This window comes from Methylobacterium marchantiae, assembly GCF_042679825.1.
Lineage (GTDB): Bacteria > Pseudomonadota > Alphaproteobacteria > Rhizobiales > Beijerinckiaceae > Methylobacterium > Methylobacterium marchantiae.
The window spans coordinates 109,313-129,466 of sequence record NZ_JBHTND010000013.1 but is presented as its reverse complement, the minus strand read 5'-3'; the positions used below and the strand labels follow the sequence as shown (position 1 = coordinate 129,466).

The following is a 20,154-nucleotide window of genomic DNA, read 5'->3' as shown; positions in this document are numbered from 1 at the left end:
CAAAAGCCGGAAAGGGCGAGCGTTCGTCCTCTTGGCCTCCATCCGCCTAATGACCCGAAAGCTCTGTCAGAAAACATCATGATGCCGGACAGACTCTGAGGGCACAGCAACTCGGGCGGCGTACTGGACTGACCCTCGGCCTGGTCGGAGACGTGCGCGACACCATCACCGCGCTTCTGCCGAAGCTCGGTGTCAAGTCAGATTGCTCCTGGCTCGACGCCAGTCTGAAGCACTACGCCAAGGCACGCGAAGACCTCGACGACCTCGCCACCGGGACGCCGACAAAGGGCTGGTTCGGGCTGAAATCGGCGAAGACGCCGATCCATCCTCAATATCTCACCAAGCTCGTGAGCGAGGCAGCGGCGGATGATGCGGTCTTCACCGCGGATGTCGGCACACCGACGATCTGGGCGGCACGCTACCTGAAGATGAATGGCAAGCGGCGGCTTCTTGGCTCCTGGGTCCATGGATCGATGGCCAACGCCATGGCGCAGGGCATCGGAGCGCAGGCGGCCTCTCCCGGCCGACAGATTGTCTCGCTATCCGGCGACGGTGGCTTCGCCATGCTGATGGGCGACCTGTTGACCCTGCGGCAGGAGAAGCTCCCGCTGAAGGTGGTGATCTTCAACAACGGCTCTCTCGGCTTCGTCGAGATGGAAATGAACGCCGCGGGCTACCTCGAGACAGGCGTCGCACTCGACAATCCGGATTTCGCCTCCATGGCGCGCGCCGTCGGCCTCCATGCAGTGCGGGTGGAAGATCCCGCCGAGTTGGAGGGCGCCATCCGCGAGGTGCTCGCCCATGATGGGCCGGCGGTGCTCGACGTCGTGGTGAACCGCCAGGAACTGTCGATTCCCCCCAAAATCGACGGGCAGCAGGTGAAGGGCTTCAGTCTCTACATGCTGCGTGCGGTGATGAGCGGGCGAGGTGATTCGGTTCTCGATCTCGCCAAGACGAACATCCTCCGATAGAGGAAGTGAGACCTTTGAACGTATCCAAACTGAACGTCGATGCGGCATCCATGCGTTGAGCGATGCCGCATCCCAGGAGAGAAGCCGCTTTCCATGCGCATCGGACTGTTCGTGCCGTGCTACGTCGACGCTTTCGAGCCTGAAGTCGGCATCGCGACACTGGAATTGCTGGAACGTTTCGGCCTCGACGTCGCCTATCCTTTCGATCAGACCTGCTGCGGCCAGCCGATGACGAATACCGGCTGTCATGCCGAAGCCGCTGCGACGGAAGCGCTCTTCGTCAAGAACTTCGCCCCGTTCGACTACGTCGTCGCCCCATCCGGCTCATGCGTGCATCAAGTGCGCGAGCACCTCACGGCGATACCGCAAACGGAAGAGGTGAAGGCGGTGCGGGGCAAGACCTTCGAACTGGTGGAGTTCCTCCACGACGTCCTGAAGGTCGAAGAATTTCCTTGGGCCGAGTTCCCGCACAAGGTCGGCTACCACTCGAACTGCAATGCGTTGCGCGGCATCCACCACGCGCGGCCGTCGGAGCTCAACAAGCCGGCCTATTCGAAGCCCCTCGATCTTCTCTCGAAGGTAAGGGGCATCGAGATCGTCACACCGTCCCGACCGGACGAATGCTGCGGCTTCGGCGGAACGTTCAGCGTTTTCGAGCCGGCCGTGTCGGCCAAGATGGGCTACGATAAGGTCAGCGACCACAGCCGAGCCGGCGCCGAATACGTCGTCTCGTCCGACTCGTCCTGCATGATGCACCAGAAGGGCTGCGCCGCCCGGATCGGTGTCCCGCTGAAGTTCATCCACATCGCCTGCATCCTCAATGGAGTCTCGGCATGAGCGCTGAGGATGAAAGCGGCCCCCGCGACCGGTTGATCCATCCCGATGTCGCCAAGCCGAGCGACGAAGGCGAGCGTGGCCAGGATGGTCGTCGCCTCGACCATGCCGAGGCGACGACACGACCCATCGGTGCGGAGCCCAAGATCAAGGCGGCCCGCGAACCACAGCCGCGAGGCGCCAGGATCCGTGGCAACCGCCCGATCGACCAAGCGGAAGCCGCCGAACGTTTCCTCGCCGCGCCGCTTCACCAGAAGGCTCATGACGAGCGCCTCTGGGACCTGCGCAAGAAGCGCGATACCGCCGCCTTCGGCATCCCCGAATGGGAGGAGTTGCGGGAACTCGCCTCGGCGATCAAGGCGCATACGCTCTCGAATCTCGACCGCTACCTCGAAGAGTTCGAGGCGAATGCCAAGGCCAACGGCGTCCATGTGCATTGGGCCGCCGACGGGGCCGACCACAACCGCATCGTCCACGGCATCCTCAAGGATCACGGCGCCAAGACCTTGATCAAATCGAAGTCGATGCTCACCGAGGAATGCGGCTTCCGGCACTATATGGCGGGCACCGGCATCGAGGTGATCGAGACCGACCTGGGCGAACGCATCCAGCAACTCGACAACGAGGAGCCGAGCCACGTGGTGGTGCCGGCGGTGCACAAGACACGGTTCGACGTGGCCGCGGTCTTCGCCAAGACCATGGGTACGGACCCCGAGAACGATGATGCCCATTATCTCGCCGAGAGCCAGCGCATGCATACGCGGCCTCTCATCCTCGAAGCCGATGCGGGCATGACAGGGTGCAACTTCGCCATCGCCGAGACCGGCACGGTGGTGACCTGCACCAACGAAGGCAATGCGGACCTCTCGGGCAATGTACCGAAGCTCCAGATCCATTCCATCGGCATCGAGAAGCTGATCCCGCGGATCGAGCATCTCGGGGTTTTTCTGCGCCTGCTCGCGCGCTCGGCGCTGGGCTCGCCGATCACCCAGTACACCTCGCATTTCCGCGCGCTCCGCGAAGGGAGCGAGATGCACATGGTGCTGGTCGATAACGGTCGCTCCGAGCGGCTCGGGATGGAGGAGTTCTGGACCTCGCTCAAATGCATCCGCTGCGGCGCCTGCATGAACACCTGCCCGGTCTATCGGCGCAGCGGTGGCCTATCCTACGGCGCCACCTATTCCGGGCCGATCGGCCTCATCATCGACCCGACCTTCAACAAGCGGAAATACTCGACCCTGCCGTTCTCCTCGACGATGAATGGGAGTTGCACCAATGTCTGCCCGGTGAAGATCAACATCCACGAGCAGATCTTCGCCTGGCGCAAGGTGCTGGCGGAAGAGCACCAGATCCCGCTCCTGAAGCAGGGGATGATGAAGGCGGCGGGACAGATGCTGAGCCGGCCGGCCGCCTATCGCGCCGCGATCGGGGCCGCTGATTCTGCCCTGAGGGTGCTGCCGCGCTTTGCGGTCTACAATCCGCTCAATACCTGGGGGAAGGGCCGCGAGATGCCCGACAGCCCGCGCCAGAGCTTCCACAATTGGTACAAGCAGAACCGGATGGATCCAGCGAAAGCCGCGAAGACGGAAAAGGGCGGCATCGAATGAGCGCCCGTGAAGAGACCCTCGCACGCATCCGCCGGAACCGTCCCGCTGGGAGTCACCCGCTACCGGACATCCCGGATTTCGCCCCCCTCGTCGGTGATGATCTCGTGATCGAGTTCGGCGAACGCCTGAAGCGTATGGGAGGACGAATCGGCTCGCCTGAAGGCGGGGACGCTTTCGCCTCCGTGCGCGAACGACTGGCATCCGCCAAGATCATCGCATCAGCGGTACCCGAGATCGATGGCAATCGCGACCTTTCACAGGTCGCCCTGCCGAAGGACCTCGCCGATGTCGACGTCGCCATCGTACGCGCGGTGTTCGGCGTGGCCGAGACCGGATCCGTCCTGTTTACCGAGGAAGAACTGAAGGTCAATTCAGTGGCCTACCTTGCCCAGCACCTCGTCGTCCTGCTCGATCCCGCCAACATCCTCGTCAACATCCAGGCAGCCTATCGCCGGTCAGATTTCGCCTCCGCAGCTTATGCCGTGCTGCATACCGGTCCCTCGGCCACTGCCGATATCGAAGGCGTGCTGATCCACGGCGCGCAGGGCGTGCGCTCGCTGACGGTGATCCTGCTCCCGCGCGGCTGACGTTAGCGGAGCATGTCAGGCCGCGAGGAGCGGGACGCCATGCTCCGCATGCATATGGCCAGCAGAAGCGACCGAACTCAACCTTCAGCGGAGGATCTTTGTCGATGCGAAGGGCGTAATCCTTGCTAGGACTTCCACAACGGAGGAAGGAGCTTCCATGCGCTACACGCTCGGCTGCAGTCTGTCTTATAACATACTTTCGGACACGACCTTCATCTTCAATATCGAAGTAGCCCGCCTCAAGAGTGTCGAAATTCTCGGCGAGACATTGATACTGAGGCCCGACCTCAAGCGCGAAGTCTACATCTCGCCCGATCTGCAGAACCGCTACCTCGGCGTGAACGTGCCGGCCGGTCAATTCTCGCTAGAGTACAATGCCGAGGTCGAGCTCACGGTCCACCGGGCCGATCCCGCCACGATCAACGAGACGCCGATCTCGCAGCTTCCGCTCGATATCTTGCCTTTCCTGTTGCCGAGCCGTTTCGTCTCGTCCGACCGGCTGACACCCTTCGCGCGGGCCGAGTTCGGGGCGCATCCCAAGGGGCATCAGCGCGTCAACGCGATCTGCAACTGGATTCACGATCACCTGACCTACCAGCCCGGCACCAGCGACGGCGAGACGACGGCCGACGAGAGCCTGCTCAAGCGCGCGGGCGTGTGCCGCGATTTCGCGCATATCGGTACGGCCTTCTGCCGGGCACTAGGCATTCCGGCACGTTTCGTGAGCTGCTACGCTCATGGCTTGGTGCCGAGCGACTTCCATGCGGTGTTCGAAGCCTATCTCGATGGCCGCTGGTGGTTGTTCGATGCCACGCGGCAGGCCGACCTCGATGGATTGGTCCGCATCGGCGTCGGTCGAGATGCGGCTGAGATCGCGTTCTCGACGCCCTACGGCAACATGCAGCCGGTCAACCAGCAGATCCGCATCGCCCGGTCCGACGGGCTTGGCAGCCCGCCTCAGCGCACGGTGGACGCGATCTCCACGGAGTTGCCGGCGCCGCATGCAGGAGCGGCATAGAGAGACCTTCGGTACGGCAGGATCAACGGGTCCTGTGATCCCGGACCGTAGAGAGGTTCTCGCCAGGATCCATGCGACAATGCGAGTGTGGTGATGCAGGAGCGTTGAGAAATGACCTATCGTCACGTCGTCGGTCCCAAGACTCACGTCTTCGCCGACCTCGCCGCTCTGATGGCCAAGGCGACGCCGCTGCGGTCCGGAGATCGGCTCGCCGGAATTGCAGCGGAATCGGCAGAGGAGGGGATGGCTGCCCGCTGGTGCCTCTCCGAGGTCCCGCTGTCGGAGATCCTGGCAAGACCTCTCATTCCTTACGAGCAAGACGACGTCACCCGTCTCATCCTCGATACCCACGATGCAGTCGCCTTCCGGGAGATCGCCCATCTCACCGTCGGCGACTTCCGCGAGTTTCTGATCAAGGCGACGCCCGAGACACTAATCCGGATTTCTCCCGGCATCACGCCGGAGATCGCCGCCGCCGTCTCGAAGATCATGCGTCACCAGGACCTGATCCTGGTGGCACGCAAATGCAGGGTGGTGACGAAGTTCCGCAACACCATCGGCCTGCCCGGCCGGTTGTCCGTACGGCTCCAGCCGAACCATCCCACCGACGATGCCGCCGGCATCACGGCATCCATCGTCGACGGGCTATCCTACGGGTGCGGCGACGCCGTGATCGGGCTCAACCCAGCCTCGGATTCGGTATCGACGCTCAGCGGCCTGCTGCATCTCTTCGACGACCTGATCCAGCGTCTCGCGATCCCGACGCAGGGCTGCATCCTCACCCACGTCACCACCACGATCGAGGCGATGAACCGCGGGCTGCCAGTGGATCTCGTGTTCCAATCCATCGCAGGCACGCAGAAAGCCAATGCCAGTTTCGGCGTCACCCTCCCGATCCTGAAGGAGGCGCACGAGGCGGCGCTCGCGCTGAAGCGTGGAACGGTGGGCGACAACTGCATGTATTTCGAGACCGGGCAGGGCTCGGCGCTCTCGGCCAACGCCCATCACGGCATCGACCAGCAGACCTTAGAGGCACGGGCCTACGCCGTGGCGCGCCCGTTCCGGCCGCTCCTCGTCAATACCGTGGTGGGATTCATCGGGCCGGAATATCTCTATGACGGCCGGGAGATCATCCGGGCCGGGCTGGAGGACCATTTCTGCGGTAAGCTGATGGGCCTGCCGCTCGGCTGCGACGTTTGCTACACCAACCATGCCGAAGCCGACCAGAACGACATGGACACGCTCCTGACCCTGCTGGGAGCGGCCGGCTGCACCTTCGTCATGGGCATTCCCGGTGCAGACGACGTCATGCTCAACTATCAATCCACATCCTTCCACGACTCACTCTACGTGCGCGAGGTGCTCGGCCTGAAGCGCGCCCCGGAATTCGAGGCGTGGCTCGAACAGATCGGCCTCACCGAAGCGGATGGCGCGCTCCTCCCGGAAGGTCCGAGCGCCAGGCTCATCGCGGCCGCACCCGGCCTGTCCGGTGAGAAGGGGATCGCCGCATGAGCAACGATGACGCGACGATGGATCCCTGGGCCAGGTTGAGCCGGCTGACCCCAGCACGGATCGGTCTCGGCCGAGCCGGAACCGGCCTCCCCACCATCGAGGTCTTGCGCTTCGGCCTCGCCCATGCCCAGGCTCGCGACGCGGTCCATACGCCGATGGATGCGGGCGAGATCAGCGCGAAGATCGAGGCTCTCGGCTATCCGACGCTCACTCTCGCCTCCGCCGCACCGGATCGGGCGACCTATCTGCGCCGGCCCGATCTCGGTCGGACGCTGAGCGAGGAGGGCGCGAGGGCATTGAACGATCGTCCATCCGAGCCGGCAGACCTCGCCATCGTGGTGGCTGACGGGCTCTCCGCCCGAGCGGTGCATGAGGGCGCCGCGGGATTCCTCGCCGCCTTCAAGCCGCATATCGACAAGGCCGGCTGGACTCTGGCTCCCATTGTCGTGGCGACGCAGGGGCGGGTCGCCCTCGGCGACGGGATCGGGGCGGCGCTGAAGGCCCGCGCCGTCGCCGTCCTCATCGGTGAGCGACCGGGCCTGTCCTCGCCCGATAGCCTCGGCATCTATCTGACCCTCGACCCGCGCGTTGGGCGTTCGGATGCCGAGCGCAACTGCATCTCCAACGTCCGGCCTGCCGGCCTCTCGCATGATCTCGCAGCGTTCAAGCTCGACTGGCTCCTGCGCGAGGCCTTCCTGCGCGGGATCACCGGCGTAAATCTCAAGGACGGCAGCGGCCCCGAACTCGAACCGCCGCCACGCCAGCAGGCGCTGGAAGACAGGGTCGACACCGCGTCGAAAGCCTGAGGAGCCTTAGCGGTCGGCGAAGGATAGGCATCCCGGCCATCCGGGCTGCTTTCCCTGCAGAAGACGCAGGACCATGGCGGTGCGAAGGCGGCAGGATAACCCACAACAGCCGTCTTTGTCCTCGATCCAGTCCGGGCACGGCAGGATAACCGATTCTCCGACGATGAATTTACCTTGCTTCGTCGAGGCTTACCTGCGCGCGTATAGAAACTGCCGGCCGGATCGATTTGAAGAGGCACCGCTGAACTTGCCGCAAGCGTGGCTGTGGCGGGGTCGCAACACCGCGAAAGCATCCCGACTTCGCCTTGGGACACGCCTTCATTCGCCGCGATCCCGCCATAAACCGGGACCACCTCAGCGTCCGCGGTAAACGATAGTTTCCCCAACGCTTTACCGCTGAATTCCGAGGCTGCGTCCGACGGGGCCGACCACCGCTTAGGCAGCGTTGGGCGCCGCTGCGTTCACGGCCAGCGGCCGGGCTTCACCCGAAGCGTATGAGACGGGGGCCGAGAGGGACGATGGACGCGCGTACCACAGACAAGTCGAAGCTTCCGAGCCGCCACGTCACGGAGGGTCCCGAGAGGGCTCCGCACCGTTCGTATCTCTACGCCATGGGCCTCACCAAGGAGCAGATTCACCAGCCGCTGGTGGGCGTCGCCTCCTGCTGGAACGAGGCCGCGCCTTGCAACATCTCGCTGATGCGTCAGGCGCAGGCGGTGAAGAAGGGCGTCGCCGCCGCCAACGGCACGCCGCGCGAGTTCTGCACCATCACCGTCACCGACGGCATCGCCATGGGCCATGTCGGCATGCGCGCTTCGCTTCCGTCCCGCGAGGTCATCGCCGATTCGGTCGAGCTGACCATGCGCGGCCATGCCTATGACGCCCTCGTGGGTCTCGCCGGCTGCGACAAGTCCCTGCCGGGCATGATGATGGCCATGGTGCGCCTCAACGTGCCGTCGATCTTCATCTATGGCGGCTCGATCCTGCCCGGCTCGTTCCGCGGCAAGCCGGTCACGGTGCAGGACCTGTTCGAGGCGGTGGGCAAGCACGCCGTCGGCGACATGACACTCGAGGATCTCGACGAACTGGAACAGGTCGCTTGTCCCTCGGCCGGCGCCTGCGGCGCGCAGTTCACCGCCAACACCATGGCCACCGTTTCCGAGGCCATCGGCCTCGCGCTACCCTACTCGGCCGGCGCGCCGGCTCCCTACGAGATCCGAGACAGATTCTGCATGACGGCGGGCGAGAAAGTGATGGAACTCATCACCAAGAACATCCGCCCGCGCGACATCGTCACCCGCAAGAGTCTCGAGAACGCGGCGGCCGCCGTCGCGGCCTCGGGCGGCTCCACCAACGCGGCCCTGCATTTGCCGGCCATTGCGCATGAATGCGGCATCAAGTTCGACTTGTTCGACGTGGCCGAGATCTTCAAGCGCACGCCCTACATCGCCGATCTGAAGCCGGGCGGCCGCTACGTCGCCAAGGACATGTTCGAGGTCGGCGGTATCCCGCTGCTGATCAAGACGCTCCTCGACCATGGCTTCATTCACGGCGACTGCATGACGGTCACCGGGCGGACCATTGCTGAGAACATGGAGCATGTGGCCTGGAACCCGGACCAGGACGTGGTCCGCCCCGCCAACGCGCCCATCACCGTCACCGGCGGCGTCGTCGGCCTGCGCGGCAACCTCGCGCCCCAGGGCGCCATCGTGAAGGTCGCCGGCATGTCGGAGGACAAGCAGGTCTTCACCGGCCCGGCCCGCGTGTTCGACGGCGAGGAGGCCTGTTTCGAGGCGGTCCAGAAGCGCACCTACAAGGAGGGCGAGGTTCTCGTCATCCGATACGAGGGCCCGAAGGGTGGTCCCGGCATGCGCGAGATGCTCTCGACCACCGCTGCGCTCTACGGGCAGGGCATGGGCGACAAGGTGGCGCTCATCACCGATGGTCGCTTCTCGGGCGCGACCCGTGGCTTCTGCGTCGGCCATGTCGGCCCCGAGGCCGCCATCGGCGGGCCGATCGGCCTGATCCGCGACGGCGACATGATCACCCTCGACGCGATCAAGGGCACGCTCGACGTGGCGGTGACCGACGAGGAATTCGCCCGGCGCCGGGCGGAATGGACGCCGCGGACCAACACCGCGACCTCCGGCTACCTCTGGAAGTACATGCAGACCGTCGGTCCTGCGGTGGACGGTGCCGTCACCCATCCGGGGGGCGCGGAGGAGATTCAGACCTATGCGGATGTCTAGGACTGACCTTCGCCGGCCCTCGCGGCCGGCAGGGGCCGATCCCGGTCGCGCCGCTCGTCGGGTCAGGCGGACGGTGACGGCCCTCGGCCTGCTCCTCGTCGGTGCGACCTCGGCGCTCGCGCTCGATCCCGCTGCGCGCACGCCCGTGCCCGCGGCGGGCAGCTATCGCACGGCCCGCGAAGCCCTGCGCTCCGGCGTTCGCGACTACAATGCCGGCGACAAGGAAGGGGCCGCCCGCGCCCTCGAATACGCCGCCGGCCAGGGCCATGCCCTCGCTTTGTGGAAGCTCGGCCGGATGTATGCCGAGGGCGACGGCGTACCCCATGACGATCTGAAGGCGTTCGAGTTCTTCTCTCGCATCGCCGACGACAATACCGATGACGGACCGGACACCCAGAATTCGGGGGTTGTCGCCAGCGCCTTCACCGCCCTCGGCACGTACTTCCTCGACGGGATCAAGGGCACCTATGTGCGCGCGAACCCGGAGCGGGCCTACGACATGTTCAACTATGCGGCGTCGTATTTCGGTGACCCGAACGCGCAGTACAATCTCGCTCGTCTCTATCTTGAGGGGACGGGCGTGGATGCGGATCCGCGTCAAGCGGCACGCTGGTTCAATCTCGCGGCCGAGAAGGGTCACGCTCCGGCCCAGGCACTGCTGGGTGACCTGCTGATCACCGGGCAGGGTGTTCCGGTACAACGTGCTCGCGGCTTGATGTGGCTGTCGCTGGCTCGGGAATCGGCTCAGGGGCGTAAAGACGACTGGATCGTCGCGCTCTCCGATAAGGCCTGGGCGACGGCCAGCGAAGAGGAGAAGGCCGCAGCCCAGGCCCAGGCTCTTCAAGCGCAGGCCCAGGTGACGGGATCGGCTAGACGAAAGCGCTAGACAAATAGCCGGGCCGCGGGCCCGGCGAGCGTGTCGTAAAGCGGGTTTCGCCCCTCGACAGCCTAGTTCGTCTTCGCTGCCACCGCCTTCACGAAAGACGGACGCTCCAGCGTAGCGTCGACATAAGCAGCGAGCTTCGGCCAGCGCGCTGCATCGACCTTCTCCTTCGCGACCCGAAGGTTGTGGAAACCCGTCACGATCGCGATATCGGCGATGCTGAAAGCATTGCCGACGAGATAGGGGCCGTCGATCTGGCTCTCAAGATAATCGTAGAGCTTCGGCAACTCCTCCGTCAGCGCCTTGGCAACCACGGCCTCGTCGCCGGTCTTGCCCATCATGACGGGTTTCACGACGCGCTCGACGAACGGCTTGATCAGTACAGGAAACAGCTCGGTATCTCCGAACTTGTCGAACCAGACGGCGCGGGCGCGGTCCTTCGCCGCCGCGGGCCACAGGGCGGGAGTCGGGTGCTTGGCTTCGATATAGGCAGAGATCGCCGATGAATCGGCCAGACGAAAGCCATCCTCCTCGATCGCCGGGATCTTGCCGAGCGGGCTGCAGGCCTGGAACGCCTCGTCCGGCGCGTGGAAGAAGACCGGCTTGTGCTCGAAGGCCACGTCCTTCTCGGCGAGGGTGACGAGGATCTTGCGGACGAAGGGCGAATAGCTGGTGCCATAGAGAATCATGCGGAGAAAAAACCTGTCGTGTTGGGAGGGGATGGCCAGGCGCGATGGCCAAGGCCACACCCCATTTCAGATAGTGCGACGATCCCGTTCGATCACCCCGTGGACGGCATAGCCGCCAAAAAGCTGCCGCACCCGGACGTGTCGCCCTTCCTGCCGCGCCAGCTCAGGGAGCATCTGGGGCAGATCGTGTCGCGGGGTCACGTCGAAGGCCGCGAGCCAATGGTTGAGAGCCCATCGCGCGGGCCCGGGCAGGCGGTTTTGATCTCCGAAATCGACCACGTGCAGGGCACCGGCCGGCGCCAAATGCCCGGCCGCTTCGGCGAGGACCGCGCGCCAGGGCGGGATCATCGAAAGAGCGTAGGAGATCACGATCCTATCGAACTCAGCCTCGCCGAACATGGCGGCGGGGTCGAAGGCCGTGGCGTCACCCCTGGCGAAACGGATGCGATGACCGAGACCGGCCCGTGCGACGGCGCGGCCAGCCGTATGGAGCATTTCACCCGAGACATCGAGGCCGAAGCAGCGGACGGTTGGATAAGTGTGGGCGATTCGCAGCAGATTGCGCCCGGTCCCACATCCGATTTCCAGCACGCTGCCGCCGGTCGGAGGGGCCAGCTCCGCGATCATCCTGTCTCGACCGAGGAGGTAGAACTTCCGGCTGGCATCGTAGATGTAGCGCTGGCGCCGGTACATCCGGTCCATCAGGCGCGCCGCTTCGCTCATGAAGAGGCCAGCCTGTAGAGGTGGAACGCACCGTAGATCGACGAGCGGTCCTGCTCGCCGAGCCGGCGGCTCTCCTCCTCGGCATAGTCCCAGGCACCGAGGATGGAATCCGGTACACGACCCGGAAGGCGGCGTTCATCCGCCGCCGTCCGGAAGATAACCCGGGCGCCGGGACGCGCGGTGCGGGTGATCTGGGTCCACAGATCGGTGAGGTCGGCATCCGTCATCCAATCCTGCGCGTCGAGGAGGATGACGGCGTCGACGCTCGCGGCCGAGCTAGCACGCAGGAACTCGGTCATGGATTGCTGGCGGAAGCTGAGGCGTCCGGCACGCTGGCGCAGCGCCTCGTAATGGCCGGCCTGGAGATATGACGGCAGCGACGCGTCGGGGGCGGTATCGTAAGCGCGGCCGAAGGCCTGCCAGGCAAAGTAGTTGGAGCGGATCGGGAAACCGCAGGCCAGCCTCTCCAGGCGGTGACGCAGGATGGCCGCCATGCCTCCGGCCTCGTCGCCGGCGAGGGCCACGTATTGCGCGGGCGGGATGCCGAGGCCGTAGAGCGAGGCCGGTTGCCGGATCAGCCAACGGATGAAGGCCTTCTCGAAGAGCGGCGCCATATCTGTCTCGAAGATCGCCCGCTGTTCCTCCATGTCGCGCGCCTTCAGCACTGCGCCGAGGTCACAGCCGTAGCGGCGGGCGAGCCAGTGTCCGGCACCGATGAAGCGGCCGAGCAGACCGTAGCGATAGAAGCCGTTCCCGAACGCCGAGATGCGCCGCCTTCCGTCGAGCCGCCGCGCCTCCCAATAGGCACGGGACGCCGGGTCGAGATGCGGCCGGATGGTCTCGTCGTAGGCGGCGACGTTCTCCGCTCGATCCGGGCGGCCGAAGAACCCGAAGAATCCGGCATGGTCGGGAAGGTGTTCGAGGGCGGCGAGCTTGAGCCGTCCCAGCGCCACATGCGCTCCGTTGAGATCGACGGCGCTGATCCGGCCCGGATCGGCGGTCAGGTAGGAGAGCGCGTTGCAGCCGCCCGAGGCGATGGTGACGACGTGGTCGTCGGGCTGCAGGCGCAGCGCCGCCATATCGACCACGGGGTCTTCCCAGATCTGCGGATAGACCAACCCGCTGAAGGCTGCCGTGAACAGGCGCTCCGACAGGCCCGCTCTCGACAGCGCCCGGTTGCGATGAACCGCTTGGTTGAGCCCGAGGCTCGTCTCGCGGCGGATGGCCCGGGCTGCGCGCGTCATGCGAACTCTCGCGTCGCTGGTTGGCGTGATCGACGCCAGGGCCGTTACGGCATCCGCATGACCGTCCGGTGACGAAGGATCATCTGCCGCCGGCTCCCGCGACGGACGGTTGGTTCGCCTGCACGCTGCCGCCCAAGGAATTCATCCCCTGCAAGCCGGCTCAGCGCGAGGTCAGTTCGATCGTCACCGGCACGTGGTCGGAGGGCTTATCGAGGCCGCGCAGGTGCTTCTGCACCGAGGCCGAGACGAGGCGGTCGGCGGCCTGGGGGGAGAGGAGCAGATGATCGATGCGGATGCCCTGGTTCCGCTGCCAGCAGCCGGCCTGATAGTCCCAGAACGTGTAAAGACCGGCCTTCGGGTCGCAGGCCCGCAGAGCCTCGGTGAAGCCCTCGGCAAGAAGCGTGCGGAAGGCCGTGCGGGTCTCGGGCAGGAACAGCGCGTCGCTCACCCAGGCGGCCGGGTCGGCGGCGTCCTCCGGTTCGGGGATCACGTTGTAGTCGCCCGCCAGCACCAGAGCCTGCTCGTCGAGCATGAGCGCATGCGCATGGGCGATGAGCCGGTCCATGAAGCCGAGCTTGTAGGTGTATTTCGGCCCCGGCGCCGGATTGCCGTTGGGCAGATACATCGAGGCGACCCGCACCGGCGCTGCGTCTTCGCCGGAGATCAGCGCCTCGATGTAGCGGGACTGCTCGTCGCTGTCGTCGCCGGGCAGCCCGCGGCGGATTTCGCTCATCGCGAGCGGCGCACGGACCAGCAGCGCGACGCCGTTATAGGCTTTCTGCCCCAGAGTTTCGACCGCATAGCCCGCCGCCTCGATCTCGGCGCGGGGAAAGCCCTCGTCCTGGCACTTCAATTCCTGCAGACAGACCACGTCCGGCTTGGCTTCGTCGAGGAAGCCGAGGAGATGTCCGACCCGCTGCTTGATCGAATTGACGTTCCAGGTAGCGATCCGCATGGGCTTCGAGATCCGGTCGGAGGTGGCGGCCCGTCATCGGCCCTTCGCGCCGGACTGACAAGGCGTGACCTTTCGGGCGACGGGAGAGCAGAGATGTCCGACGACTGGTTCGCACCGATCCGGGCCTATTGCGAGCGCGGCGACGCGGGCTTCTGGGCCGAACCGCTCAACGCGGTCTCGAACGGCGCCTTCCTCATCGCCGCGTTCCTGGCCTTCCGCCTCGTCGGCTTCCGGCGTGACCCGGCCGCAGCGGCGCTCGCAGCGCTCGTCGCCATCGTCGGCATCGGCTCGTTCCTGTTTCACACCTTCGCGGTGTGGTGGTCGATGCTGGCCGACGTCATTCCGATCGCGCTCTTCATCTACGCCTATTTTCTCCTCGCCATGCGGCGCCTTCTCGGGCTTTCCCCGCTGCCCGCGATCCTGGCGACGATGGCCTTCGCCATCTTCGCGGCCGGGCTGGAGCCTGCCCTCGACGTGCTGACCGGCCGCTCGATCGAAAGGCTCAGCAATGGCTCGATCGCCTACGTGCCGGCCATCCTGGCCCTGGTCGGCGTCGCGGTCGGATTATTGATGCCGCAGAGCTGCGCGTCGGGTCCGGCACGCCGGCGCGCCGGCCTGTCGCTGCTGATCGTGGCCGCGCTCTTTGGCCTGTCTCTGACCTTCCGGACCTTGGATGCAAGGCTTTGCCCGAGCCTACCCGTCGGCACCCATTTCCTCTGGCACATCCTCAATGCCGGCGTGCTGTATGGGCTGATCCGTATCGTCTTCCGGTTCAAGACGGAAACGATGGATTCGCCGCGGGGTTCGTGAGGCATATCCTCACCGGAATGTTTGCCGATGACGGGTTGCGTATCGTCTTCCCGTCGCGCTTCCTGGCAGGACCAACGGGAGGAGATACCCGCGCATGGTCTACGTGAGATGGCTGGCCGTCCTGCCCTTCCTTGGCATGCTGATCGGACCTTTCGTCTTCAATAGGGTGACGTCCTTCGTCTTCGGCATGCCCTTGCTGCTCGCCTGGCTGGTCTTCTGGGTGCTGATGACATCGGTGGTGATGGGCGTGATCTACCTGTGCGATCCGTCCAACCGGACCGAGGGAGGGGGCCGATGAACGCGGCCCTTCCCATCATCGCCGCTTCCGTCGTCGTCGCGCTGGCGGTCGGCGTACGGGCTCGCTCAGGCGAGGAGATGAGCCTGGAGCAATGGACGGTGGGCGGCCGCGGCTTCGGCACCATGCTCGTCTTCCTGCTGATGGCGGGCGAGATCTATACCACCTTCACCTTCCTCGGCGGCAGCGGCTGGGCCTACGGCAAGGGCGGCCCCGCCTATTACATCCTCTGCTACATCACCCTCGCCTACGTCACGTCCTATTGGCTGCTTCCGCCGATCTGGACCTATGCCAAGGAACGCAGGCTGTTCTCGCAGCCGGATTTCTTCGCCGCAAAATACGATAGCCCGCTCCTGGGAATCCTCGTCGCCCTCGTGGGCATCGTGGCCCTTGTTCCCTACATGGTGCTGCAGCTGAAGGGCCTCGGCATCATCGTCGCCACGGCGTCCTACGGCGTCGTACCGCCATGGGCAGCGATCTGGATCGGTGCCGCCACCGTGACCGCCTACGTGATGGTGTCGGGGGTGCGCGGATCGGCCTGGACCGCGGTCATCAAGGACACGATGATCCTCGTCGTGGTCCTGTTCCTGGGAATCTACCTGCCGCTGCACTATTACGGCGGCTTCACGGCGATGTTCGAAGCGATCGAGGCGGCCAAGCCCGGTTTCCTCGCCCTGCCCGATAAGGGTCAGAGCCCGGTCTGGTTCGCCTCCACAACCCTGCTCACGGCCCTCGGCGCCTATATGTGGCCGCACACCTTCGCCTCCCTCTACACCGCGAAGGACGCGGGAGCATTCCGGCGCAATGCCGTGATCCTGCCGATCTACCAGCTCATCAACCTGTTCGTCTTCCTGGTCGGCTTCGCCGCCATCCTGCAGGTGCCGGGATTGAAGGGCCCGGAGGTCGACCTCTCGCTGTTCCGCCTCGCGATCCAGAGCTTCCCGCCCTGGTTCGTCGGCATCATCGGCGCCACTGGCGTGCTCACCGCTTTGGTGCCGGGATCGATGATCCTGATGTCGGGGGCAACACTCATTGCGAACAATCTCTACCGACCCATGCGCCCAGGCACGACGAATGCCGCCACCGCACGGCTCGCGAAGTTCGTCGTGCCGATCCTGGCCCTCGTCTGCGTCGGCTTCACCCTGCAAGGCGGCGAGACAATCGTTCAGCTCCTGCTGCTGGGCTACAGCTTCGTGACGCAGCTCTTCCCGTCGCTGGTCACGAGTCTCCTGCTGAACAACCCGCTGACGCGAGATGGCGCCATCGCCGGCCTCGTGACCGGCGTCGCCGCCGTCACGGTCATGACCTTGAGTGGGGCCACCATCGGTACGCTGGTTCCATTCCTGCCCACCGCCTTTCACGACCTGAACACCGGTATCGTGGCGCTGGCGCTCAACCTGGTCGTTGCCGGGCTTGTCAGCGCTCTCAGGCCGGCTCCCGTGGTGGTTCGATAAAGCCGCGCTTCGTCGCGGTTTTCTTGCGCGTTCCCGGGATTCGTTGCAGAAGAACGCGCCGTTCGAGGGAGCGGCGTCGAGCGTACGCTCGATCGACGCGCGAACCGCGCGCGGCCGAGCGCAGTCAGATACGGATCACGTCCATGTCACAGAGCCTCCGCCTCGGCGTCGCCGGTCTCGGCACCGTCGGCGCTTCCGTCGTCCGGATGGTGGCTCGCCGTGCTGAGGCAATTGCCGCCGCCACGGGCCGTGAGGTGCGCGTCACCGCCGTGTGCTCGCGCGACAAGACCCGCGACCGCGGCCTCGATCTCACCAGCGTGACCTGGTTCGACGATCCCGTGGCGCTGGCCTCGTCGGTCGAGGTCGATTGCGTCGTGGAGCTCATCGGCGGCTCGGAAGGGCCGGCCAAGGCGACGGTGGAAGCCGCCATTGCGGCGGGCAAGCATGTCGTCACCGCCAACAAGGCGCTTCTCGCTCATCACGGCGCCGCCCTGTCGAAGGCCGCCGAAGCCAAGGGCGTGACGCTCGCCTACGAGGCCTCGGTCGCCGGAGGCATTCCGGTCATCAAGGTCCTGCGCGAGGGCCTGACAGGCAATGCCGTGTCGCGCGTCTACGGAATCATGAACGGCACCTGCAACTACATCCTCACCCGGATGGAGCGCGAGGGCCTGACCTTCGAGGCCTGCCTCAAGGACGCGCAGGCTTTGGGCTATGCCGAGGCCGACCCGACCTTCGACGTCGAGGGCTTCGACACCGCGCACAAGCTCGCCATCCTCGTCAGCCTCGCCTTCGGGGTGGAGATCGACGCCGAAGGCGTCTCGGTCGAGGGCATCTCGGCGATCCAGCCCCTGGATCTGACCATGGCCGAAGAACTCGGCTACCGGATCAAGCTCCTGGGCGTCGCCCAGGTGGCCGAGGGCGGGATCGAGCAGCGCGTGCACCCGACCATGGTGCCGAAATCCTCCGCCATCGCCCAGGTGATGGGGGTCACCAACGCCGTGACCATCGACGCCGATGCGGTGGGCGAACTCACCCTGATCGGTCCTGGAGCCGGCGGCGAGGCGACGGCCTCGGCGGTGGTCGCCGACATTGCCGACATCGCGGCCGGTGTCGCGCGCCCGACCTTCGGGCGCCCCGCCGCGAGCCTCGCTCCGTCCGAGCGGGTGGCGATGCAGCGGCACGAGGGCGGCTACTACATCCGCCTCACCGTGCATGACCGGCCCGGCGTCGCGGCCGGCGTCGCGACGCGGATGGCCGAGCGTGACATCTCCATCGAGAGCATCCTGCAGCGCCGCTCGGAAAGCGCCGCCACGAAGGACCCGCATGGCCGCTCCGGCCAGCCGGTCCCCCTGGTGCTGATCACCTACGCCGCCACCGAGGGCACCATCCGTGCGGCGCTCGACGCCATCGCGGCGGATGGACTCCTGGCCGAAGCGCCGCAATTGATCAGGATCGAACGCGAATAAGAAGGCCGCCCATCGCGGCCCAGATACCAGTGAGGGACGGGACCAAGATGGCGGACGACTTTGTCGGGATGGTGGGAAGTCTGGTGTCCCGCACCATGAGCCTCGAACTAGCGCGCGTGACCGAACGCGCCGCCATCGCCGCCGCTCGCCTGCGCGGGCAGGGGCGGGAGAAGGAGGCAGACCAGGCCGCCGTCGACGCCATGCGACGCGAACTCAACCTCCTGCCCATCAACGGGACCGTCGTCATCGGCGAGGGTGAGCGCGACGAAGCGCCGATGCTGTTCATCGGCGAGCAACTCGGAACCGGGGCCGGCCCGCAGGTGGACATCGCCGTCGATCCCCTGGAAGGTACGACCCTCTGCGCCAAGGACATGCCGGGTGCCATCGCCGTGATGGCCCTGGCCGAGCACGGCTCGCTCCTCGCCGCGCCCGACGTCTACATGCAGAAGATCGCCATCGGTCCCGGCTACCCGCAGGGCCTCGTCGACCTCGATGCCAGCCCCGCTGACAACATCGCTGCGCTCGCCCGCCACAAGGGCTGCGATCCGGCCGAGATCACGGCGATCATCCTCGACCGGCCGCGCCACATGGCACTCGTGGCGGCCGTACGCGAGACCGGTGCGGGAATCCGCTTGATCTCGGACGGCGACATCGCCGGCATCATCCACACGACGAGCCCCAACGAGACCGGCGCCGACATCTATCTCGGCATCGGCGCGGCCCCCGAGGGCGTGATCGCGGCCGGCGCACTGCGTTGCATCGGCGGCCATATGCAGGGCCGGTTGATCCTCGACAGCCACGACAAGCGCGAGCGCGCCGCCCGCATGGGCATCACCGATCCGAACCGGAAATACGAGCTTGCCGACATGGCACGCGGCGACGTGATCGTGGCCGCGACCGGCGTCACCGATGGCGCGCTCCTGCAGGGCGTGCGGTTCAAGCCCGGCATGATCGTGACCGAGACGGTGGTCTATCGCTCCTCCACTGGCACGGTCCGACGCATCATCGGGGAGCACCGCCGGCCCGAGCGGTTCGAGGCCTGAAGGCATGTCGGGTCCGATCATCCGCCCGGTACGGCCAGACGAGCGGGAGGCCTGGGAGAGATTGTGGTCGGATTATCTCGACTTCTACCGGGCTTCCCTCGGCCCGGCGATGCGCGACCTGACATGGTCGCGCCTCCATGACCCGCTGGTGCCGCTCCACGCCCTGGTGGCGGAAGCGGATAGCGAGATCGTCGGCCTCGTCCACTACGTCTTCCACGCCTCCGCCTGGACACGCGGACCCTACTGCTACCTGCAGGATCTGTTCACCACACCGTCGGCGCGGGGCAGGGGCGTGGCCCGAGCCCTCATCGAAGCGGTGACGACGGAAGCCCATCTCGCCAGCGCCGACCGGGTCTATTGGCTGACGATGGAGGACAATGCGCCCGCCCGCGCGCTCTACGACACGCTCGCCGACCGATCGGGTTTCATACAGTATCGGCGGATCTTTCCGGCGCGCTGACGGCGGGAGCCGCCGCACTGGTCACTTTTTGCCCGCCCTCGCTCAGCGCAGCCTTGATCTGACCGAGATCGAGAACCTGCCGGGCCGTCTGGGTCTGCATGCATTCGCCGCCGAGCGGCCCGACGATCGAGCCGCCCGAATAGACCAGCTCAGGCCATTCGCAGGCCTTGTCACGTCGCAGGTCTTGTCACGGAACGCGACCCAAGCGCGTTGTGCGCACGGAGATAGAGGCGACTATTCTCGCTCATCGCCGCGCCCACATCCTTGTAGGTTCGGTCGAGAAGGGTGTCCCAGGCCGCAGTCTCACGGCCGAAGTAGCTGTCCATCCCCATGGTGGAGACACCATGGGGCGCGTCGAGGCAGGGTTTGGAGACGCGGCCTATACACAGGCCGTGCCCCCGCCATCGCCCCTGTTCGACGCGATGAATCGCTCGAGCGTCGCGAGATCGGACGAGGCCTGGCGGCCGGTATCCGTCTGCGCGAGAACGCCGGCGCTCGACCACGGCGCGAGGACCGTCGACGCAACGACGGCGAGCGCGCTGGTCCGG

At 65.8% G+C, this 20,154-nt stretch carries 18 protein-coding genes and 1 pseudogene; 15 read left to right on the top strand and 4 right to left on the bottom strand.

The window, feature by feature from the left end; translation table 11 throughout:
• Window positions 1–95: 95 nt before the first annotated feature.
• From ACFQ4G_RS11580 to ACFQ4G_RS11540, 9 genes and pseudogenes are all read left to right on the top strand, one after another.
• Window positions 96–971: pseudogene (locus ACFQ4G_RS11580) on the top strand (thiamine pyrophosphate-dependent enzyme); the annotation flags it as partial.
• A gap of 93 nt (window positions 972–1,064) precedes the next feature.
• The gene (locus tag ACFQ4G_RS11575; protein WP_238206410.1) at window positions 1,065–1,808 is read left to right on the top strand and encodes a (Fe-S)-binding protein; all 744 of its coding nucleotides are present in this window, start codon (window positions 1,065–1,067) and stop codon (window positions 1,806–1,808) included.
• The gene (locus tag ACFQ4G_RS11570; RefSeq protein ID WP_238206408.1) at window positions 1,805–3,412 is read left to right on the top strand and encodes a lactate utilization protein B; all 1,608 of its coding nucleotides are present in this window, start codon (window positions 1,805–1,807) and stop codon (window positions 3,410–3,412) included. Before ACFQ4G_RS11575 ends, ACFQ4G_RS11570 begins: the two co-directional genes overlap by 4 nt.
• Entirely contained in the window at window positions 3,409–3,999 is a 591-nt protein-coding gene (locus ACFQ4G_RS11565; RefSeq protein WP_238206406.1) for a LutC/YkgG family protein, read from the top strand. The genes ACFQ4G_RS11570 and ACFQ4G_RS11565 overlap by 4 nt, the downstream gene beginning before the upstream one ends.
• Before the next feature lie 157 nt (window positions 4,000–4,156).
• Entirely contained in the window at window positions 4,157–5,017 is an 861-nt protein-coding gene (locus ACFQ4G_RS11560; protein ID WP_238206404.1) for a transglutaminase-like domain-containing protein, read from the top strand.
• 111 nt (window positions 5,018–5,128) lie between these two features.
• Complete coding sequence (locus ACFQ4G_RS11555; protein ID WP_238206402.1) at window positions 5,129–6,529, top strand: ethanolamine ammonia-lyase subunit EutB; 1,401 nt, start codon at window positions 5,129–5,131, stop codon at window positions 6,527–6,529.
• Window positions 6,526–7,335, top strand: coding sequence for an ethanolamine ammonia-lyase subunit EutC (gene eutC / locus ACFQ4G_RS11550; RefSeq protein ID WP_238206401.1), 810 nt, complete (start codon window positions 6,526–6,528; stop codon window positions 7,333–7,335). Before ACFQ4G_RS11555 ends, eutC begins: the two co-directional genes overlap by 4 nt.
• 518 nt (window positions 7,336–7,853) lie before the next feature.
• The gene (gene ilvD, locus ACFQ4G_RS11545; protein WP_238206400.1) at window positions 7,854–9,584 is read left to right on the top strand and encodes a dihydroxy-acid dehydratase; all 1,731 of its coding nucleotides are present in this window, start codon (window positions 7,854–7,856) and stop codon (window positions 9,582–9,584) included.
• Window positions 9,571–10,470, top strand: coding sequence for a tetratricopeptide repeat protein (locus ACFQ4G_RS11540; protein ID WP_238206399.1), 900 nt, complete (start codon window positions 9,571–9,573; stop codon window positions 10,468–10,470). The genes ilvD and ACFQ4G_RS11540 overlap by 14 nt, the downstream gene beginning before the upstream one ends.
• A 62-nt stretch (window positions 10,471–10,532) precedes the next feature.
• Here ACFQ4G_RS11540 and ACFQ4G_RS11535 read toward each other — a convergent pair whose 3' ends face one another.
• From ACFQ4G_RS11535 to xth, 4 genes are all read right to left on the bottom strand, one after another.
• Entirely contained in the window at window positions 10,533–11,156 is a 624-nt protein-coding gene (locus ACFQ4G_RS11535; protein WP_238206398.1) for a glutathione S-transferase family protein, read from the bottom strand.
• Between the two features lie 66 nt (window positions 11,157–11,222).
• On the bottom strand, window positions 11,223–11,879 hold the full coding sequence (locus tag ACFQ4G_RS11530) for a class I SAM-dependent methyltransferase (protein WP_238206397.1): 657 nt from the start codon (window positions 11,877–11,879) through the stop codon (window positions 11,223–11,225).
• A complete protein-coding gene (locus ACFQ4G_RS11525; protein WP_238206396.1) occupies window positions 11,876–13,123 on the bottom strand; it encodes a DUF3419 family protein in 1,248 nt (415 codons plus the stop codon). Before ACFQ4G_RS11525 ends, ACFQ4G_RS11530 begins: the two co-directional genes overlap by 4 nt.
• Before the next feature lie 160 nt (window positions 13,124–13,283).
• Window positions 13,284–14,078 carry an exodeoxyribonuclease III gene (gene xth, locus ACFQ4G_RS11520; RefSeq protein ID WP_238206395.1) on the bottom strand — a complete coding sequence of 265 codons (795 nt, stop codon included), beginning with the start codon at window positions 14,076–14,078 and terminating at the stop codon, window positions 13,284–13,286.
• Between the two features lie 93 nt (window positions 14,079–14,171).
• Between xth and ACFQ4G_RS11515 the strand changes: the two genes are divergently transcribed.
• The 6 genes from ACFQ4G_RS11515 to ACFQ4G_RS11490 all read left to right on the top strand — a co-directional run bounded on the left by ACFQ4G_RS11515 (window position 14,172) and on the right by ACFQ4G_RS11490 (window position 19,606).
• Window positions 14,172–14,888, top strand: coding sequence for a ceramidase domain-containing protein (locus tag ACFQ4G_RS11515; protein ID WP_238206393.1), 717 nt, complete (start codon window positions 14,172–14,174; stop codon window positions 14,886–14,888).
• A 94-nt stretch (window positions 14,889–14,982) separates the two neighbouring features.
• Window positions 14,983–15,186 carry a DUF3311 domain-containing protein gene (locus tag ACFQ4G_RS11510; RefSeq protein WP_238206391.1) on the top strand — a complete coding sequence of 68 codons (204 nt, stop codon included), beginning with the start codon at window positions 14,983–14,985 and terminating at the stop codon, window positions 15,184–15,186.
• A complete protein-coding gene (locus ACFQ4G_RS11505) occupies window positions 15,183–16,637 on the top strand; it encodes a sodium:solute symporter family protein (protein WP_238206389.1) in 1,455 nt (484 codons plus the stop codon). Before ACFQ4G_RS11510 ends, ACFQ4G_RS11505 begins: the two co-directional genes overlap by 4 nt.
• 143 nt (window positions 16,638–16,780) lie before the next feature.
• Window positions 16,781–18,103 carry a homoserine dehydrogenase gene (locus ACFQ4G_RS11500; RefSeq protein ID WP_238206387.1) on the top strand — a complete coding sequence of 441 codons (1,323 nt, stop codon included), beginning with the start codon at window positions 16,781–16,783 and terminating at the stop codon, window positions 18,101–18,103.
• Between the two features lie 47 nt (window positions 18,104–18,150).
• Entirely contained in the window at window positions 18,151–19,146 is a 996-nt protein-coding gene (gene glpX, locus ACFQ4G_RS11495; protein ID WP_238206385.1) for a class II fructose-bisphosphatase, read from the top strand.
• Between the two features lie 4 nt (window positions 19,147–19,150).
• Window positions 19,151–19,606: a GNAT family N-acetyltransferase gene (locus tag ACFQ4G_RS11490; RefSeq protein WP_238206383.1), complete on the top strand. Its 456-nt coding sequence runs from the start codon at window positions 19,151–19,153 to the stop codon at window positions 19,604–19,606.
• The last annotated feature ends 548 nt before the right edge of the window (window positions 19,607–20,154 follow it).

Bases quoted from the DNA above. Each gene is read 5' to 3' on its own strand.
- ACFQ4G_RS11575 (WP_238206410.1), top strand. From the start codon at position 1,065: ATGCGCATCGGACTGTTCGTGCCGTGCTACGTCGACGCTTTCGAGCCT.
- ACFQ4G_RS11570 (WP_238206408.1), top strand. From the start codon at position 1,805: ATGAGCGCTGAGGATGAAAGCGGCCCCCGCGACCGGTTGATCCATCCC.
- ACFQ4G_RS11565 (WP_238206406.1), top strand. From the start codon at position 3,409: ATGAGCGCCCGTGAAGAGACCCTCGCACGCATCCGCCGGAACCGTCCC.
- ACFQ4G_RS11560 (WP_238206404.1), top strand. From the start codon at position 4,157: ATGCGCTACACGCTCGGCTGCAGTCTGTCTTATAACATACTTTCGGAC.
- ACFQ4G_RS11555 (WP_238206402.1), top strand. From the start codon at position 5,129: ATGACCTATCGTCACGTCGTCGGTCCCAAGACTCACGTCTTCGCCGAC.
- eutC (WP_238206401.1), top strand. From the start codon at position 6,526: ATGAGCAACGATGACGCGACGATGGATCCCTGGGCCAGGTTGAGCCGG.
- ilvD (WP_238206400.1), top strand. From the start codon at position 7,854: ATGGACGCGCGTACCACAGACAAGTCGAAGCTTCCGAGCCGCCACGTC.
- ACFQ4G_RS11540 (WP_238206399.1), top strand. From the start codon at position 9,571: ATGCGGATGTCTAGGACTGACCTTCGCCGGCCCTCGCGGCCGGCAGGG.
- ACFQ4G_RS11535 (WP_238206398.1), bottom strand. From the start codon at position 11,156: ATGATTCTCTATGGCACCAGCTATTCGCCCTTCGTCCGCAAGATCCTC.
- ACFQ4G_RS11530 (WP_238206397.1), bottom strand. From the start codon at position 11,879: ATGAGCGAAGCGGCGCGCCTGATGGACCGGATGTACCGGCGCCAGCGC.
- ACFQ4G_RS11525 (WP_238206396.1), bottom strand. From the start codon at position 13,123: ATGACGCGCGCAGCCCGGGCCATCCGCCGCGAGACGAGCCTCGGGCTC.
- xth (WP_238206395.1), bottom strand. From the start codon at position 14,078: ATGCGGATCGCTACCTGGAACGTCAATTCGATCAAGCAGCGGGTCGGA.
- ACFQ4G_RS11515 (WP_238206393.1), top strand. From the start codon at position 14,172: ATGTCCGACGACTGGTTCGCACCGATCCGGGCCTATTGCGAGCGCGGC.
- ACFQ4G_RS11510 (WP_238206391.1), top strand. From the start codon at position 14,983: ATGGTCTACGTGAGATGGCTGGCCGTCCTGCCCTTCCTTGGCATGCTG.
- ACFQ4G_RS11505 (WP_238206389.1), top strand. From the start codon at position 15,183: ATGAACGCGGCCCTTCCCATCATCGCCGCTTCCGTCGTCGTCGCGCTG.
- ACFQ4G_RS11500 (WP_238206387.1), top strand. From the start codon at position 16,781: ATGTCACAGAGCCTCCGCCTCGGCGTCGCCGGTCTCGGCACCGTCGGC.
- glpX (WP_238206385.1), top strand. From the start codon at position 18,151: ATGGCGGACGACTTTGTCGGGATGGTGGGAAGTCTGGTGTCCCGCACC.
- ACFQ4G_RS11490 (WP_238206383.1), top strand. From the start codon at position 19,151: ATGTCGGGTCCGATCATCCGCCCGGTACGGCCAGACGAGCGGGAGGCC.